Origin of the sequence: Vibrio sp. TMPB1044 (genome assembly GCF_030442075.1) — a bacterium.
In the GTDB taxonomy this organism is placed as follows: Bacteria; Pseudomonadota; Gammaproteobacteria; order Enterobacterales; family Vibrionaceae; genus Vibrio; species Vibrio satsumensis.
Map to the genome: position 1 here is coordinate 300,682 of NZ_JAUJED010000023.1, position 16,404 is coordinate 317,085.

Annotated in this window: 13 protein-coding genes; 6 read left to right on the plus strand and 7 right to left on the minus strand. The window is 45.5% G+C overall.

All coding sequences use genetic code 11. The annotated features are described in order from the left end of the window. Positions 1 to 3: 3 nt before the first annotated feature. From ccoN to QQ041_RS17260, 5 genes are all read left to right on the plus strand, one after another. Complete coding sequence (gene ccoN / locus QQ041_RS17240) at positions 4 to 1,428, plus strand: cytochrome-c oxidase, cbb3-type subunit I (RefSeq protein ID WP_285954592.1); 1,425 nt, start codon at positions 4 to 6, stop codon at positions 1,426 to 1,428. Beyond that, complete coding sequence (locus QQ041_RS17245; protein ID WP_146490171.1) at positions 1,429 to 2,043, plus strand: cbb3-type cytochrome c oxidase subunit II; 615 nt, start codon at positions 1,429 to 1,431, stop codon at positions 2,041 to 2,043. Then, positions 2,040 to 4,196, plus strand: a complete 2,157-nt coding sequence (locus QQ041_RS17250) for a cytochrome c (protein WP_285954593.1) — start codon at positions 2,040 to 2,042, stop codon at positions 4,194 to 4,196. The genes QQ041_RS17245 and QQ041_RS17250 overlap by 4 nt, the downstream gene beginning before the upstream one ends. A gap of 227 nt (positions 4,197 to 4,423) precedes the next feature. After that, complete coding sequence (locus tag QQ041_RS17255; protein WP_285954594.1) at positions 4,424 to 4,651, plus strand: PAS factor family protein; 228 nt, start codon at positions 4,424 to 4,426, stop codon at positions 4,649 to 4,651. Positions 4,652 to 4,895: 244 nt separating this feature from the next. Further along, a complete protein-coding gene (locus tag QQ041_RS17260; protein ID WP_004730424.1) occupies positions 4,896 to 5,078 on the plus strand; it encodes a hypothetical protein in 183 nt (60 codons plus the stop codon). 107 nt (positions 5,079 to 5,185) lie between these two features. Here QQ041_RS17260 and QQ041_RS17265 read toward each other — a convergent pair whose 3' ends face one another. From QQ041_RS17265 to QQ041_RS17295, 7 genes are all read right to left on the minus strand, one after another. Further along, a complete protein-coding gene (locus tag QQ041_RS17265) occupies positions 5,186 to 6,478 on the minus strand; it encodes an alpha/beta fold hydrolase (protein WP_285954595.1) in 1,293 nt (430 codons plus the stop codon). Positions 6,479 to 6,875: 397 nt separating this feature from the next. Continuing rightward, complete coding sequence (locus QQ041_RS17270; protein WP_048660319.1) at positions 6,876 to 7,613, minus strand: DUF3726 domain-containing protein; 738 nt, start codon at positions 7,611 to 7,613, stop codon at positions 6,876 to 6,878. Continuing rightward, positions 7,610 to 9,412, minus strand: coding sequence for a hypothetical protein (locus QQ041_RS17275; protein ID WP_285954671.1), 1,803 nt, complete (start codon positions 9,410 to 9,412; stop codon positions 7,610 to 7,612). Before QQ041_RS17275 ends, QQ041_RS17270 begins: the two co-directional genes overlap by 4 nt. 251 nt (positions 9,413 to 9,663) lie before the next feature. Then, positions 9,664 to 11,271, minus strand: coding sequence for a BCCT family transporter (locus QQ041_RS17280; protein ID WP_285954596.1), 1,608 nt, complete (start codon positions 11,269 to 11,271; stop codon positions 9,664 to 9,666). Between the two features lie 230 nt (positions 11,272 to 11,501). Then, positions 11,502 to 12,497 (minus strand): membrane dipeptidase, encoded by a 996-nt coding sequence (locus tag QQ041_RS17285; protein ID WP_285954597.1) that lies wholly within the window; start codon positions 12,495 to 12,497, stop codon positions 11,502 to 11,504. A 209-nt stretch (positions 12,498 to 12,706) separates the two neighbouring features. Then, a complete protein-coding gene (locus tag QQ041_RS17290) occupies positions 12,707 to 14,167 on the minus strand; it encodes an aldehyde dehydrogenase family protein (RefSeq protein ID WP_285954672.1) in 1,461 nt (486 codons plus the stop codon). A 199-nt stretch (positions 14,168 to 14,366) separates the two neighbouring features. Continuing rightward, on the minus strand, positions 14,367 to 14,765 hold the full coding sequence (locus QQ041_RS17295) for a RidA family protein (RefSeq protein ID WP_004741170.1): 399 nt from the start codon (positions 14,763 to 14,765) through the stop codon (positions 14,367 to 14,369). A gap of 157 nt (positions 14,766 to 14,922) precedes the next feature. On the opposite strand from QQ041_RS17295, the gene QQ041_RS17300 reads away from it, so the two are divergent. Next, entirely contained in the window at positions 14,923 to 15,804 is an 882-nt protein-coding gene (locus QQ041_RS17300; RefSeq protein WP_285954598.1) for a LysR family transcriptional regulator, read from the plus strand. Positions 15,805 to 16,404 lie beyond the last annotated feature (600 nt).

Sequence of the window (16,404 nt, forward strand, 5' to 3'; positions counted from 1 at the left end):
GTTATGGAACAAGTGACAACGCAGTACAGCATTAAGGTCGTGAAGTACTTCATCGTCGCATCCTTAGTGTGGGCGATTGTAGGTATGATCATCGGCGTGATTCTCGCCGCGCAATTATATTGGCCAGTCTTAAACTTCGATTCCCAATATTTCCAATTTGGTCGACTGCGCCCGCTACATACCTCTGGTGTGATATACGGCTTCGTCGTGAATATTTTAATGGGTACTTCTTTGTACATAGCCCAGCGAACGGGCCACTGTGACTTGTTCAACAAAAGCCTTTCATGGATGGTATTTTGGGGCTGGCAACTCATCTTGTTACTTGCAGTCATTTCGCTACCCGCAGGCCACACCACCTCAAAAGAGTATGCAGAGCTTGAATGGCCAATCGACTTAATGATAGTGCTGGTTTGGGTGCTTTATGCGGTGTTGTTCTTTGGCACGCTTGCTAAGCGGAAGGTCAGCCATATCTTCGTGGCAAACTGGTTCTTTGCGGCTTTTATCATCGTCGTGGCCATGATTTTCATCGTCAACAACCTCGCGATACCAGTGTTAGCGATGAAGTCCTACTCTGTATTTGCAGGAGCTCAAGATGCGATAGTTCAGTGGTGGTGGGGACACAATGCCGTTGGTTTCCTACTGACCGCGGGTATCATTGGTATGAATTACTATTTCATACCCAAAGCAGCGGATCGACCTATCTATTCGTACCGATTGTCTGTGATCCACTTCTGGGGCTTGGTCGGTTTCTACACATGGGCAGGGACACACCATCTCGTTTACTCTTCCGTACCGATCTGGATTCAGAATATCGGCATCGTGATGTCATTGATCCTATGGCTTCCTTCGTGGGCTGGTGCGTTCAATAGCGCAATGACCCTGCTTCAAAACAAAGAAAAGCTGAAATCCGACTACATTCTTTTATTCTTCTTCTCAGCAATTCTCTACTACTGCTTGGCGACATTTGAAGGCCCATTGCTTGCCATTCGCTGGTTCAACATGGTGGCACACAACACCGAATGGATAATCGGTCACGTACATTCCGCCGCACTAGGCTGGGTTGGGATGTCTGGGATAGCAGTCTTCTACTATTTCATTCCACGCTTATGGGGCCAAACCGATCTTTGGTCACCACGACTTATTAAATGGCACTTCTGGCTCGCTCATGCCGGCGTCGCTCTTTATGCGATAGCACTTTGGGTCGCAGGCATCGGTGAAGGTTATATGTGGCTCGCTCAAAATGAAAATGGCGAACTGATTTACAGTTTTGTAGAGGCAATGGACTTCAAAGCACCTTGGTTGTTCTTACGATTCTTTGGTGGCGCGCTGTTCGTCCTTGGATTGTTCTTAATGGCATTCAACTTGTACAAAACGGTTCGTATGCCCGCCGTACATAACGCTAAACACACCGTTAATGAGGGGGCTTAAATGATGAGTAAAGACTTTACACATTCAATCGTCATTTTGATTTTGACTACCGTTGTTGTCGCCTCCTTCTCTTTATTGGTTTGGGTAGTGCCAAGCATCGTCCGTGGAGACGATATTGCCAAAGGCAGTTTAGCGATGCCGCTCACACCTATTGAGTTAGCAGGCCGAGACATCTACATCAGTGAAGGCTGCCATGTTTGTCACACACAAATGGTTCGCCCTCTTGAGCCAGAAGTGAAACGAAATGGTCGCCCGAACCAAGAAGCAGACGATATCTATGAGTTTCCTAACTTGTGGGGCTCTAAACGTACTGGCCCAGACCTCACTAACTTAGGTAGAAAGTATTCTGACCAATGGCATGTTATTCACTTAATTGATCCTCGAAAAGTCGTACCGACATCGATCATGCCCTCTTACCCGTGGCTGTTTGAGCAGACTCTGACTGGCGATGATATCAGCGCCAAAATGGAAGTGTTACGTACCTTAGGAGTGCCTTATACCGATCAAGAAATTGGTGAAGCCCGTTTGCAAGTAAGAGGCAAAACCAAAGGTGAAGCGCTGATTCGCTATTTACAAAGCCTGGGTAAAGATACGTCACAGGAGGTATCACAATGAGCACATTCTGGAATCTATGGGCGGTACTCTTAACCTTAATATTCTTTGTTCTGATGGTGTCTGTTGTCGTTAAATACTGGCGTAGCAATCACAAGGCCGATCACGACCACACCATTGGCACCTTTGATGGCATTGAAGAGAAAGACGCACCACCACCTAAACTGCTGTTTGTCAGTTATGCGGTCGCGTTCTTACTCTCAGCCGGTTACTTGGTGCTCTACCCGGGGCTTGGTGAATGGGAAGGCTTGGTCGACTGGGAGCAGAGCGACGATAAGCTCAGTTCACCATCTACCACTCTCAATGAGCAATTTGCACAAACCACTGAAACCACGCTAGAGGGGTTGGCTGCTATTCCTGAGATAGTTAACAGCGGTCAAATCCTGTTCCAAACTCACTGCGCCGCTTGTCACCGAGATAATGCTCAGGGACAAAAGCACTTTCCCAATCTGATAGACCAAGAATGGCTTTATGGTGGCAGTGATGAAGCTGTGATTCATTCGATAGCTAAAGGTCGGAACGGTGCTATGCCGGGTTGGAGTGAAATCATGCGCCCAGATGAGGTGGCAAAAGTCTCCTACTATCTAGCCTCTCTCAACCAACGTCATACCGATGTGCCGGAGATTAAAGTCGAGCTCGGTAAAACCTTGTTCGTCAAATACTGTTCGTCTTGTCATGCCGATGGTGCTGTCGCTAATCCAGCGATTGGCGTACCTGATCTTTCCGATGATATCTGGCTTCACGGCGGAAGTATTGAAGAGATTCAGCACACCATCAATTACGGTTTGAACAACCTAATGCCTGCGTTTGATAAGCAGCTCACCGAGAACGAAATACTCGCGCTTGGGGCTTATATACGACACGCTGGTGAAGTAGAGCAACAAAGGCTCGCGAGTTTGAAAGCATCATCTGTTGAGCGCGGAGAATATCTCGCTTATGCCGGTGACTGTGTGGCTTGTCATAGTGCAGAAGGTGGAGAACCCTTTGCTGGCGGCCTGCCCTTTGTTACCCCTTTCGGCACCGTGTATTCAACCAACATAACGCCACACACCACCGAAGGTATTGGGACTTATGACTTCGATGATTTCCGAGCCGCGTTAGTTGCAGGTAAAGGTAAGAATGGTTACCTGTACCCTGCAATGCCTTACACCTCTTATCAATACCTCACCGACCAAGACATGGTTGATTTATGGGAATACATGCAGTCAATCACCGCCGTGCCGCGACGCAATGATGACAACAGCATGATGTTTCCATCCAATATTCGCCTAGGTTTGCTTGGCTGGAACATCGTCTTTATGGATACAGACCCTATTGATTACGAAGTACCAGAGGAACTTAAGGGAGAAATTGATGATGTCGATAAATGGCAACAAGGCAAATATTGGGTCGCAGGTCTTGGTCACTGTTCTGAGTGCCATACCCCACGGAATATTGCCCAAGCTCTAATACCAGAACGTATTTTCCAAGGTAACTTAATTGATGGTTGGAATGCGCCTGATATCACAGCCAATGAGCTCTATATCGATGGTTGGGATGAAGCAATACTCACCGACTTCTTACACACAGGTCATTCAGACAAAGGAACTGCTTTTGCGGGTATGGCTGACGTAGTAAAGAACAGTCTGAGTTTGATGACGCGTGAAGACGTTGAATCGATGTCTTATTACCTTCTCAGCGGAGACGTCAACAACACCATCGCTAGTGACGCAGTACCGTTACAACCTAAAGGGTTTGATGAGGCCGCGTATAACAGAGAAATCTACGCCACATATCGTCAAACCTGTGGGGCGTGTCATGGTGACGATGGTAAAGGTCGCGACCCTATCGCCCCTACTCTGTTGAACAACGGTATCATCATGCACAGCGACCCATTCAACACCATTGCGGTAACTGTTCGCGGTTTACAACCGACCTACCTTGACAAGGATAGAAACTTCATGCCAATGGCAAGCTTTGAAGATGTCCTATCGGATCAGAGACTGGCTGAGTTGATCACCTTCGTCCGATTGTACCTTGGAGACAGGCAAGAACCAGTAACCGCAGAGCATGTTCGTGAGGTAAGAGAAACACTTGAAGCGGCAGGTTACGCAGGTGGCTTACATACCACTCCAGACATGTATGACCGCAGAGACAACACCATCAATATCCGGTAACAGACAAATGGCTTAGAAAGTGAGTTGCAATAAACCAAAGGGAGACCACTGTGTCTCCTTTTCTTTTGTCTAAACGCACCCTTTCGACACTTTGCCAAACAACACAATTGTAACTAACTGATTACACAATTAAGCAGAGCTGCACATAATGCGATCAATCTCGCAGAACAAAGATGACACCAAGTGCATAATATGCAAAATTTTCTAAAGATGTACTAAGGACAGTTATGGATACAACTACACTCATCTACGATACGTTGGAAGGCCTGTCGAGCGCACAGCCACAGCAACACGCTCAAATCCGCCAAAATCTATATAACCAATTAGATTTATCATTTGAGAAGCAGTTGGCTTTGTATTCATCAGTTCTTGGTCCAGCCAGTGCTGGTAGATTGACCGATTTAGATAGTGCAGTGATGTCTGCACGAAAGATTGTTGGCCTAGAAAACAGCTAATCAATCTTCAACCTATCTCTACTTTAACGCTGCCATTGTGCAGCGTTTTTTATGAGAGCTATTTACAATAGGTACGCTTGGTTACGATAAGTACGGTTAAGTAAGATAAGTGCAATAGGGCCTTTTTTTCAAGTTACTCGCATTCTCATTTGGTTAATCTTATGTTCCATTTTTAACAGGTGTGCAACCTCAATAATGGCGCTAATGTTAGTAGCACGTTAACCACACATCGGATGAAAGAATCATGAGAGTACTAATTGAATATACACAAACAGGCAAATATCGTGACCATGCGTGGGAAGCATTAACGATTCGTTCAAAAGGCGAAATTCAAGCTGTGACTCCCTCTTATGCGGCTCAGCTTATCGAACAGAACCGCGCCAGCTTATCGACCACTGAAAATCAAGATATCGTCATCCAACCTTAATGGCTTCAAGGGCTACCCCTCCTAGTTCCTTAAATCGAATAGTTCGATGACATAAAAAAACGCTGCACGGATGCAGCGTTTTCTTGTTTCTGGCAGGGAAAAATTAATTATTTTGGCAAGTTTTCTAATGCATCAACCATCGTTATTAACTTATCGACGATTCGTTCACCATCCACTCTCAAACCATTGTGCTCATACTCGTTGGTAATCCACGCTTTCGAGTTTGGAATATTAGCCAGTGTTTCGCGGCTGTAATCCAGTTCTACGTACATGTCATCTGCGTAAACTGCACACGCCATAGGAACCGTATTCTTGATCAGCTGCTCCGCGTTGTACAAAGTACCCCAATCCGATTTCTCAGCTAATAGATTGGCTGCTTCACGCAGTGGCTTCAACGTTTCTAGTTGGTCGAACATCCATGGGTAGACCATTTCTCCGGTAAACCAGAACTCACGACCCGATTGGTAGTTGAAGTGTGGGTACTGCTGACGAACTCGATGTGCCGACCAGTTAGACGCTGTACCTTGGCAGTAAATCGATTCATGTAGAATCGCGTAGATAGGGTTTGTTAGGTAGCCCTGCTCTTGCTGCATTTGGTTTAGGAAGCTGTAGCTCAGCTGTTTGTTACCGTTCACTTCAACAAACGCAGTCTCTAATGTGAAATACATAGGAAGGTTTGCTTCACCGCCGCCAAGATTAATACCAATCAACTGGAACTGTTCAACCGTAAACACCTGACCATTTGGCAGTCTCACGTCGTTGTTAAGTAGGTAATCAGAGATCTCACGACACATAGCTTGCGCTTGCGGGAACTGAGCAAAGAAAGCTTTGTTTTTGTCTTCTACACGCTTGTAGGTCGCACGATACACATCGTCAGCTTCGCGTTCGATAGAAGGTATACCGCCCGTGACATAACAGCACTTTAGGCTTTGTGGGAACAGCGACAAGTAGCTCAATGTGCAGAAGCCACCAAAGCTCTGGCCAATCGTCGACCACTGTTTAACACCGAACTGCTCACGAATCGCTTCCGCGTCACGAACGATGTTATCGGCTCTGAAATGAGTTAGGTATTCAGCTTGCTGCTCTGGAGACAGGTGCGCCAATGTTTCGTGACTGATCACCGTACTGTTGCCTGTACCACGTTGATCAAGAAGCAGAACACGGTAGTTTTGCAATGCACGCTTTAGCCAACCTGATTGGCCGCTAACACGTGGAGAAGGAAAACCCGGGCCGCCTTGAAAGTAGATCAACCACGGCAGCTCTTGCGCATCTTTAGCGAGATCAACCAGCTCGCGTGCGAAGACTTGGATCTGTTGTCCATCTTTTGCTTGGTAATCGAGTGGCAACTCAAAAGAGTGCTGACGATACAGGGTGGTTCCATCAATAAAGTTAGCTTGCACGCTTCATTCCTTTTTATCTGATTCTAAAGTCATCGGTACGAATAAAAACGGCGCCCATTGGCACCTTTAGTTAGCAAGATACGCATAGTGGCTTGTAAAAGAAACCGTTTGTTTAACATGAATGTGAAGGTGCTTCATCTAATCGCTTAATTTACCTTCAACGCGTAACAACTTGTGTCAAAACAGAGAGTTTAAGGTTTGATCTATTGAGAGGAAGAATAAAAATGCGGCACAAATAAAAAGAGCTTAACGAGGTGAGGATACGTTAAGCTCTTTGGTTTTATCTGTTGTAGATGATGCTTTTAAGTTCAATAAGCTCAGGCTTTATAGGCTCAGTTTCTATAAGCTAAATATCTATAAACTAAAGCTCTATAAACTTAGTTTCTATAACTTATAGCTAAGAAGCTTCTAGTTCACCTGCACCTTGAATTGAACGTTGGCTGTTTTCAACAAGGATAGCCGTCGCCGTTTCTTTCAACGCGCCCCACTCTCCATCGTCAACTTCAATGCCTTCATTCCACGCCTTCTCTTGAGTTTTAAAAAGCGCTTCCGATTCAATGTGTGTTTGGTAGCCATCTGACAAACGTTCGATATCGAAATCCTGGACGGAAAGCTCGATGGTCATATTGTGGATATGATCGTCCGATGCCAGAGGCAAATCTGATAAAAACAGTTCTGGTGCAACGCAACCACGGTTGAGCACATACAAAGTGCTCTTAGGGTTGGATCCGTTGTCCCAACGTGCAGTACACGCGATGCCTTTCGCGGCCAGTTTCACAAGCTCGCTATACGCTAGCCAGCGGTTATGACAGTTGTTGAGCTCAATTTTCAACGTCTTCTTGCCGACCATTTTTTCAATCGCGTAATCCATCACCACTGGAAGGTGGCACGCCAAACTTGCCTTGTGCAGATCAACTTCAACCGTGTTATCACTAAGCACTTGAATGTCCACTGGGCAATCGTCTTCTAGCCCAATGAAGTTGCTCGCATTGTTAAAATGACGAACACCATCCAAACCGACCATTTGTAAATCTGCCACCATGTTCGCTATCACATCGGCTTCACCACATGTACGACGCATACCCAGAAAGGCTTTATTGACGGCCGCTACCAGTTCATTGTGAGAAACGATCATAACGATTTACCTCCATGTTGAGCGTTGATGTGTGTAGTAGATTTTTGAGAGTCAGCAAGCTCCGCTTCACTTGGTAAGACTGGGAACACCCATTCGTCCTGATGAATTTCATCAAGCAGTGGTGCACCTTGGAAAAACGTCACTCGTACCCAACGGTCTGAGCGAGGATCAAACTTAGTCGCGCCAAACATCGCAAGCTTGCAACGCAGTAAATGCATTGGTGGCGAATCTTGATGCAGCACATTCATTTGAATGTCGCCCATCGCCTTGTTGCCTAGCGTCCATACACGACGAGCTATCGCACGGTGCTGAGGTTGCTTAACAAGGAACTCAGCTAATGAAAGCTCTGGCGCAAACTGCAATAAAGCATGGTACAAACGGTAAGCTTGACGACCTATATCCAACGGCAGTTCACGCTCTTCACCTAGCTCCTCACCTCGCACTCCAAGCCTTGGCTCTTCTTTGTCTTGAGAGCGATACCAAAACCAGTAGTTGTTCTGTGCTTTGGTAAAATCAGTCGTGATCGCCCAACGGTACTTTTCTTCTAATACAACAAGAAGGTCTTGAATCTTTTTGCCACTAGGAAGCGACAGTGTTTCGCTGCAATTCATATGCTCTTGATGGGCGTCCACTAATTCTGGGTACAATTCCATCAAGCATGAGATAAGGATTTCTTGGGCTTCCATACTCATGTGCTTAGATTGTTCAACTAACTGCGCCCACGTATCACATTGGCTGACAGACGCTTCAAGCGATTGCTCAGCCTTTTTAAGGTCATCAACCGCCGCTTTGTTTAACTCTTGCTGGGTTTCATTAATGGTGACCACTTGCTCTAGATGGCAAACGGCTTTGTTCATTAAAACGCGCAACGGTTCAATCAATGCGGTATCCGTGTGACTAGCTAACACGTCAGCTAATGCATGTTCACGAGTAGTCATCCATTGATCGACAATACTTGGGTGGTTAATCAAATATGGCGCCATGCCTAAACCAGTAGCATTACCCACACCTAGGTAGCGTTGTAAACCTCTGTGCAAGGTAATCGCCTGTTCTCCGCCTTGTTGCTCAGCTAGGTAGTGAACCCAATCTAGGCTGAACTCACGTAGCATATAAACTGCACACATTTGCGCACTAAACGACTGATTAAAATCTTCATTTTTTTCTAAGACTTTAAAGTCAGCAATTCCAAATTTTCCGTTGCCGTATACCGCTGTCGTTCGCAGGATGTAACCCACTTCAGCCAGCTCTTTTGGTGTTGGTTGAACACCTTTAGCCAGGTGACTCACGATGTGTTCAAACACACGTACACTTTTATTTGCACGCGCTAAAACAAGCACGTTATTTGGATTACGGCCGGCTTCTTGTAGCGGTACATTCGCACGAAGTCTCTCAAGTAGGGTGACATCAACATCACCAAGAACAAGAGCAAACGTTACGTCCCACTTTTCAGCAATTACACGGTCATTTCGTTCGTCGTCTGCAATCTCATCACAGAACACAACCAAATGATAAACATGATTTGGCGTCTCTAGCTTATAGATAACATGACCAAAACCTTGAGTGTCTAGTTGCCACTCATGCTTAGTCACTTTCCATTGCTGTTGTGCCATTTTACGAATCAGAGTTCTCACGAAGCTGATGCGTGTTTGGTGCATTGCACCTAGCCTTTCCGGTGCCATGACGACGGTTGCGTCACGTAGTACTGATTCAGTGTAAGTAGAACGATGTGCATCCATTTTGCTCACCACCTTATAGTTATAGGATTTTGCTAGCCATTCAGAACCGATCGTTGGCGTCATTTGAAGCATTGTTGCGACAGTATGTTGGTTAGCTTTCACGTTTTTGATAGTTATCGAGGCAAGCAAACTCACCCCTTATTATTTGTCCTGACTAGATCGATTGACCTAAATACGTGCCGCCCGATGTATCTTCACCAGTACGGTTTTTCTGTTCCTTTCGGAATCTTGCATCAGCCTTCTTTCAAAGGCTGATTTGTTCTTATTTAATCAGTTTCTTGTTTTACAGAGCTCTTTCTTACAGAGCCTTATCTTTAGAGTCCCTGCTCTTTTGCCATCTTGATTGCGATTTGAGGCGCATTCCAAAGTGATGGCAGCAAGATTAAGGACACCGGTACCGCGGTGATAACAATGAAGGATTGCAGCGCTGAAATACCGCCGGCTCCTAGGGAAATCAGAATTAACGCTGTTACCCCCATCATCACACCCCAAAAGGTACGAATAATTGCATTCGGTTCTGTCTCACCACTGATCACCACACTGATAGTGTAAGTCATTGAGTCACCAGTCGTTACGATGAAGATCGTGGTTAAGATCAAGAACAGAATTGAGATAAGCATTGGCATTGGTAGCTGCTGAGTTACCGCCAGTAGCGCACCTGGTAAGTTAAAGCCTTCAAACGCTTTACTCACACTGCCTGGATCTGCGATTTCAAACGCAAGGCCAGAGCCGCCAACAATTGTGAACCAGAAACAAGTTACAAACGGTGCAACTAGACTAATCGTTGTCACCAATTGACGGATACTACGACCACGTGAAATACGAGCGATGAAGATAGCCATCATTGGGCCGTAACCTAAGAACCAACCCCAGAAGAACACTGTCCACCAGCTCAACCAACCTTCGTCACCACGGTATGTTGCCATTGGGATGAAGTTATCAATCATGCTGCCTACACCTTGGATGTAGCCATTGAAGATGAAGTTTGTTGGGCCAAAGATCAGGATGTAGACCATCAATGCCATTGCCAAAATTACGTTGTAACGGCTTAGCATTTGCATTCCGCGGTTAAGACCACTTAATGCCGATAATGTGTATAGAACGATAGCGAACAGGATGATGATCAACTGCGTTGTGAACCCATCTGGAATATCAAACAGTGCGTTCAGTGCGTAGCTCACTTGCAAGCCTAAGAAACCAATAGGACCAATGGTTCCCGCCGCTACTGCGACAATACAACATGCATCAATCAGTGCGCCGGTGTGGCCTTTCAGAGCACGCTCACCTAATACAGGGTAAAGCAGAATACGAGGTTTAAGCGGTAAGCCTTTGTCGTAGTGAAGGTGCATAACCACGATAGACGTTAAGCTACCCACAATAGCCCATGCTAGGAAACCCCAGTGCATGAATGATTGCGATAAAGCATTCACCGCGCCTTGCTGCGCATTTTCTTGCGCACCATACAATGGTGGTGGGCTAACGTAGTGAGCGATAGGCTCTGCTGCGGCCCAAAATACACCACCGCCTGCAAGTAGCGTACAGAAGATGATAGCCATCCAACGGAAACCATCCATTTCCGGTTTAGCGATGCCGCCTAGGATAACCTTGCCTGTTCGCCCTGCAGCTAAGCCAAGACCAATAAGAAAAGTCAGAAGAAGAAGCATTTGCCAGTAAGGACCAAATACTTTTACAGACCATGCAAAGCCCGCATTTACTAGGCTTGATAACAGCTCGCCATCAAATAGAGCAAGTGCCACGAACAGAGCGATAAAACCGCCGCTGTACCAAAGTGCTGGGTTGGATAGTCCTAATTTGTCTGACGTAGACTCAGACTCGTTTGTGTTGCTTTTTGCATTAATTGCTGTGTGTGCTTGACCCGCATTTAAGCTAGAGGATTTCACGCTATTGGTTAAATCAGACATACTCTGACTCCAGAGGTTTCTTTGCAGCTGTCATTTGAATGATGACTACAAGGGTGTATTTAACACCTGCCCTATTGTTTTTTGTGTTGGGCAGGCTAATCCATGTTTGGGTTACCGCGTTGCGAAATAGACCATTGTTCCTTTTGAATAGTGAAATTGGTGTAAGCAGCACTTGCTCATTGAACGTTTGTTACCAGGCTGCTAATTCGATGATGGCTCGCGAGAAACCATTAACCCTTGGTTTGAGGCTCTAGGCCACCTTTCAAGAAGTTAAACCAGTTTTCTCCCAAGACTTGCCCAGCTTCAGACTCGCTGAAACCATGACGCATCAATCCGTTATATATGTTTTCCATACCCGCACTACCGCAGAACCAAGGCAACGCATCTGGCCAACCTGAGTTGTTCGCAGAGCCTTCGCCATAGTCCATTGCTTTAGACCAACGACCATTTCTCATCCATTCAAGAACGGCTTGAGGTTGGTTTAAGCATAGGTCACTACCAATACCGAGGTGCTCTACGCCGACCATGTCAGCGGTAGTCGCAACCATTTGGCAGAAGTCTTCCAACGTACATTGGCTGCCGTTTGGTAGGTGAAATGGGTATAAGCTGAATCCGATTAAGCCACCGCGTGCAGTTAGGGCTTTAATCACATCATTTGATTTGTTTCGTAGCGCATCATGAGCAAACGTTGGGTTCGCATGGCTGATACAAATAGGACGAGAAGACAAGTCAATCGCCTCAAGCGTTGAACGCTCGGCACTGTGAGACATATCGATGATCATGCCCACTCGGTTCATCTCTTCGATAGCTTGTTTACCAAAGCGAGTAATACCGGTGTCGTTCTTTTCGTAGCAACCCGTCGCCAATAAGCTCTGGTTGTTGTACGTCAATTGCATGATCAAAAGACCTTGCTTACGCATCACCTCGATAAGACCAATCTCATCGTCGATTGGAGAACAGTTTTGAGCACCAAGGAAAATGCCGACTTTGCCAGTCGCTTTTGCAGCCTCTACATCAGCCATTGAGTGAATCGGCATGATAAGGTCTGCGTTCTGCTCGAATCTTAAGTTCCACTCTGCAAAGCGAGATAAGGTTTCACGAGCTGTCTCGTGGTAAACCGCGGTAGCGTGAACTGCTGTAATGCCGCTCGCCTTTAGTGTTTGGAAATACTCTCTGTTCCAATTGCAGTATTGCAATCCATCTATAACAATCCGTTGCTGGTACATAACCACTCCTATTGAAAGCTCAGTGTTCTAGCTCGGTTTTGAAAACACGCTCAAATAACATGTTTTCAAAAATGGGTTAAATCACTTATATAAGTTCGTTGCTGCTTTGGTTTTAATGTTGGCCTGACTCTGTGAATCAGGCCAATTCGATAGCTGGATAGCTAGGAAGTTAATATCTTCAGCTATCCAATTCTTATTTAGAAAGTGGATTAGTAAGGACGCTGGTAAGCTGTCTTCACTACTGTGTAGAACTCTTTCGCGTATTGACCTTGCTCACGAGGACCGAAGCTAGACTCTTTACGGCCACCAAACGGTACGTGGTAATCCGTGCCTGCTGTTGGTAGGTTCACCATCACACAACCGGTTTGCGCTTGTTGCTTGAACATCGCGCTAGTACGTAGGCTCTGAGTGATGATGCCGCCCGTTAGACCAAAGCGAGTATCGTTGGTTGTCGCGATAGCCTCTTCTAGGTCAGCAACACGAATCACACTTGCCATTGGTGCAAACACTTCTTCTTGGTTCACTTCCCAATCGTTCTTAGTGTTCAAGAACAGCGTTGGAGACATGTAGAAACCTTCGTGTTGCATGCTTAGGCGTTCGCCACCAAATGCTAGCTCACCGCCGCTTTGACGTGCTTTCTCAACCCAACCTAGGTTTGCTTCAAGTTGGTTGCCGTCAACAACAGGCCCCATGAACACGCCGTCTTCTAGTGCGTGACCGACTTTCAGTTCGCTCATACGTTTGATCAGTGCTTCAACGTATTGGTCGTGAATGCCATCCATAACCACTAGACGAGAAGATGCTGTACATTTTTGACCCGCACCAGAGAACGAACCTGCGATAGTCGCATCAACAGCTGTTTGGATATCAGCATCATCAGCAACCACAAGTGCGTTCTTACTGCCCATTTCTAGTTGGCAACGAACGAAGTTTGGCGCTGTAGCAGCTGCAACCTTACGACCTGTATCAACAGAACCAGTAAAGCTCACACCGTTCACTTCTTTAGAGTTGATCAGTGCATCACCTACCGTTGAACCGCTACCTAGTACAAGGTTAAACGTACCTGCAGGGATACCTTGGCGGTGGATGATCTCAGTAAGCGCAACCGCACTTGCTGGTGTTAGGTTTGCTGGTTTCCAGATAACGCTGTTACCGAAAGCCAATGCAGGAGCAATTTTCCAAGCAGCCGTTGCTGTCGGGAAGTTCCAAGGAGAGATGATGCCGATAACGCCTACCGCTTCACGAGTCACTTCTACAGAAACGCCTGGGCGTACTGAATCCGCGTTGTCACCAATTTGACGAAGCACTTCAGCCGCAAAGTATTGGAAGAACTGACCAGCACGGTAAATCTCACCACGACCTTCAGGAAAAGGCTTACCTTCTTCACGAGAAAGAAGCGTGCCTAGCTCATCACAACGTGCAATCAACTCATCACCAATCGCTTGAAGCACCGCTTGCTTGCGTTCAATCGGCGTTTTTTCCCACTCTGGTTGAGCGTGCTTCGCCGCTGAAATCGCTTGTTGAACTTGTTCCGCACTTGCTTGTGCAAAGTTACCGATGTTTTCAGAAATATCTGATGGGTTAATGTTCGCAACGGTACTTACACCCGCTTGCCATTCGCCGCCGATGTAAAGTGCATTCTCTGCTTGAACATTCTGTAATTGAGTCATCATTCTGTCCTTGTAACGGTTAGGTTGCGGTTGAGTCTGGCAACCATCTGGTTGATTAATAAACTGTTAATATTCAGGCAATTAATTGCTAAAATAAGTCGTACATTTTGTATCTAAAGTAAACCCGATCGCTTGTATCAATAAACCGCTTTAATTCAAAAGAGTTTTGATCCGCAAATAGCCTTAGTTCACAGTCGAATTATTCAGGTTGAGACGCCGATGCATAAACCACAAACTCGACTAACATCTCTTCCCTTGCTAACCCTGCAACGACGACCGCAGCACGGTTTGGATAAGGTGCATTGAAGTATTCTCCGTATACGCTGTTGACCGTTTTTAGATATTCACGGTCTGTCACGTAAATCAGAACTTGCAGCACGGAATCCATAGATTCGCCTGCACACTCCAACGTATGAACAAGGTTGTTAAAAGTCTGACGCGTTTGCGCTTCGATACCGCCTTCTACTACTGCGCCCGTTTCATCAATTGGAATCTGCGCGGTGTATAGAGTGCCGTTATTTACGATTGCCCACTCTAGTGGTGCTTTTGAAGCAAAAAGAGCGGTTTTTACTGGGTGTTTTTTAGTTTGTGCGTTCACGATTCCATCCAACTTTGTAACAACTATGTTTCAAGATGGTTAAATACTGCACCTTGACGACTGATAAATCTAACGGTAAATTTTGTGCATTTGATAAATAAAATCTATCACCTTTCAAAAAGTAAGGTATAGCAAGGGCTAGAGAAGGATCAGTGCCATGAGTATTAAGCTACAACAGTTAAAACATTTTGTTTTAGTGGTCGAAGAAGGCGGATTTCGAGCGGCATCTCACCGTGCAAATCGATCGCAAGCGGCACTTTCTACATCGATAAAAGAGCTGGAAAAAATACTTGGCCAGCCACTGTTTGAAACAGGTAACAAATCAACGCTGACACCTTTCGGGGATATATGCCTTCCAAAAATCATTCAATTTCTGAATGTTTACAAAGCATTAGACAATGATCTACGCGCAGCCGCGGCAGGACAACAAGGAAGAGTTCGAATAGCGAGCGTGCCATCGGTCGCCGCAAAATTAATCCCTAGTGTTTTAGGGGCTTTTTGTGAGCAATACCCGAATGTAGAAGTCAGCTTGATTGATGATAATGCGGCAGGTGTGGAAGCAAGATTACTCTCAGGAGAAGTGGATGTTGCCCTCGGAAATAGCTCCCATTTAGAAGAAGAGAGCATCGATTTCACGCCATTACTCTCCGATCCTATAGGTGTGGTGTGCCTCAAAGACAACCCTATCGCCTCTCAAAAAGAGGGAATCGAGTGGCAAACTTTGTTAAAACAACCCTTCATTCGCAACGGTACTTGTACCCTACTTGACCCAACACCCGCACGAATGCTCAGCGAACAAGCTTTGTATTCAGTAGAGAACATTACTTCGCTGTTTTCGGTGTTAGAGCTCGGGATAGGCGTGACCACGCTGCCTAAACTGGCTTTCCCAACCAATGAAACCCGCTTGGTGTGGATTCCATTGATTGACCCACCTTTACAGCGTCAAATCGGTATTTTCAGACTGGCTGACCGTACGATCTCGCCACAAGCACAGGCTTTCCATGACTTATGTGTTCAATACCTCAGTTATGAAGAGTAATAAGAGAGCCTAGATTAAGTAAATTAGGCAGCACTTTGCTGCTATTTACTTCCTCAAAACTCGGTGTCTCTTCTCCCAACCATGCTTCTCACACACCCAATCATCACCATCACTCCTATAACATCAACATTTAGGCGCTGAATTTTCACGCTCGCGTACGCAAATAATGACAAAGTGACAACAATATAAAAAATATTCGTTTATTGATAAGGAGCGACGTACGCTTAATATCCCAGACAAACGAAACCTTCCATCCTTGCCTCAAACAAGCGTAATCTCTCTCAAACCACACTTGGCAATTCAGCTTACAAATGAGCCTAAGTGTTTGAATAGTCTTAATTGATAAGATCATAAGTTGATAATTTCGCTCGCAGAACCCTTCCCAAAAGTCCCTCTTTTTCATATGGATAAAGCATCTTAAATATTCATGAATAAAGTAATAAAACGATTACTTTCATAAATGAAAAACTCTCATTTCAAAAATGGAATTATTGATATCAATATTTGTCGTTTTGATCACATAATTTTAGGCGTAATTTATATTTTGTCGAAACGATAGCGAATTAGTTTAATTCGTTTCATTTCGTCAGGAGATATAAA

Coding starts and splice junctions, on each gene's coding strand:
- ccoN (WP_285954592.1), top strand. CDS start 4: ATGGAACAAGTGACAACGCAGTACAGCATTAAGGTCGTGAAGTACTTC.
- QQ041_RS17245 (WP_146490171.1), top strand. CDS start 1,429: ATGATGAGTAAAGACTTTACACATTCAATCGTCATTTTGATTTTGACT.
- QQ041_RS17250 (WP_285954593.1), top strand. CDS start 2,040: ATGAGCACATTCTGGAATCTATGGGCGGTACTCTTAACCTTAATATTC.
- QQ041_RS17255 (WP_285954594.1), top strand. CDS start 4,424: ATGGATACAACTACACTCATCTACGATACGTTGGAAGGCCTGTCGAGC.
- QQ041_RS17260 (WP_004730424.1), top strand. CDS start 4,896: ATGAGAGTACTAATTGAATATACACAAACAGGCAAATATCGTGACCAT.
- QQ041_RS17270 (WP_048660319.1), bottom strand. CDS start 7,613: ATGATCGTTTCTCACAATGAACTGGTAGCGGCCGTCAATAAAGCCTTT.
- QQ041_RS17275 (WP_285954671.1), bottom strand. CDS start 9,412: ATGACGCCAACGATCGGTTCTGAATGGCTAGCAAAATCCTATAACTAT.
- QQ041_RS17280 (WP_285954596.1), bottom strand. CDS start 11,271: ATGTCTGATTTAACCAATAGCGTGAAATCCTCTAGCTTAAATGCGGGT.
- QQ041_RS17285 (WP_285954597.1), bottom strand. CDS start 12,497: ATGTACCAGCAACGGATTGTTATAGATGGATTGCAATACTGCAATTGG.
- QQ041_RS17290 (WP_285954672.1), bottom strand. CDS start 14,167: ATGACTCAATTACAGAATGTTCAAGCAGAGAATGCACTTTACATCGGC.
- QQ041_RS17300 (WP_285954598.1), top strand. CDS start 14,923: ATGAGTATTAAGCTACAACAGTTAAAACATTTTGTTTTAGTGGTCGAA.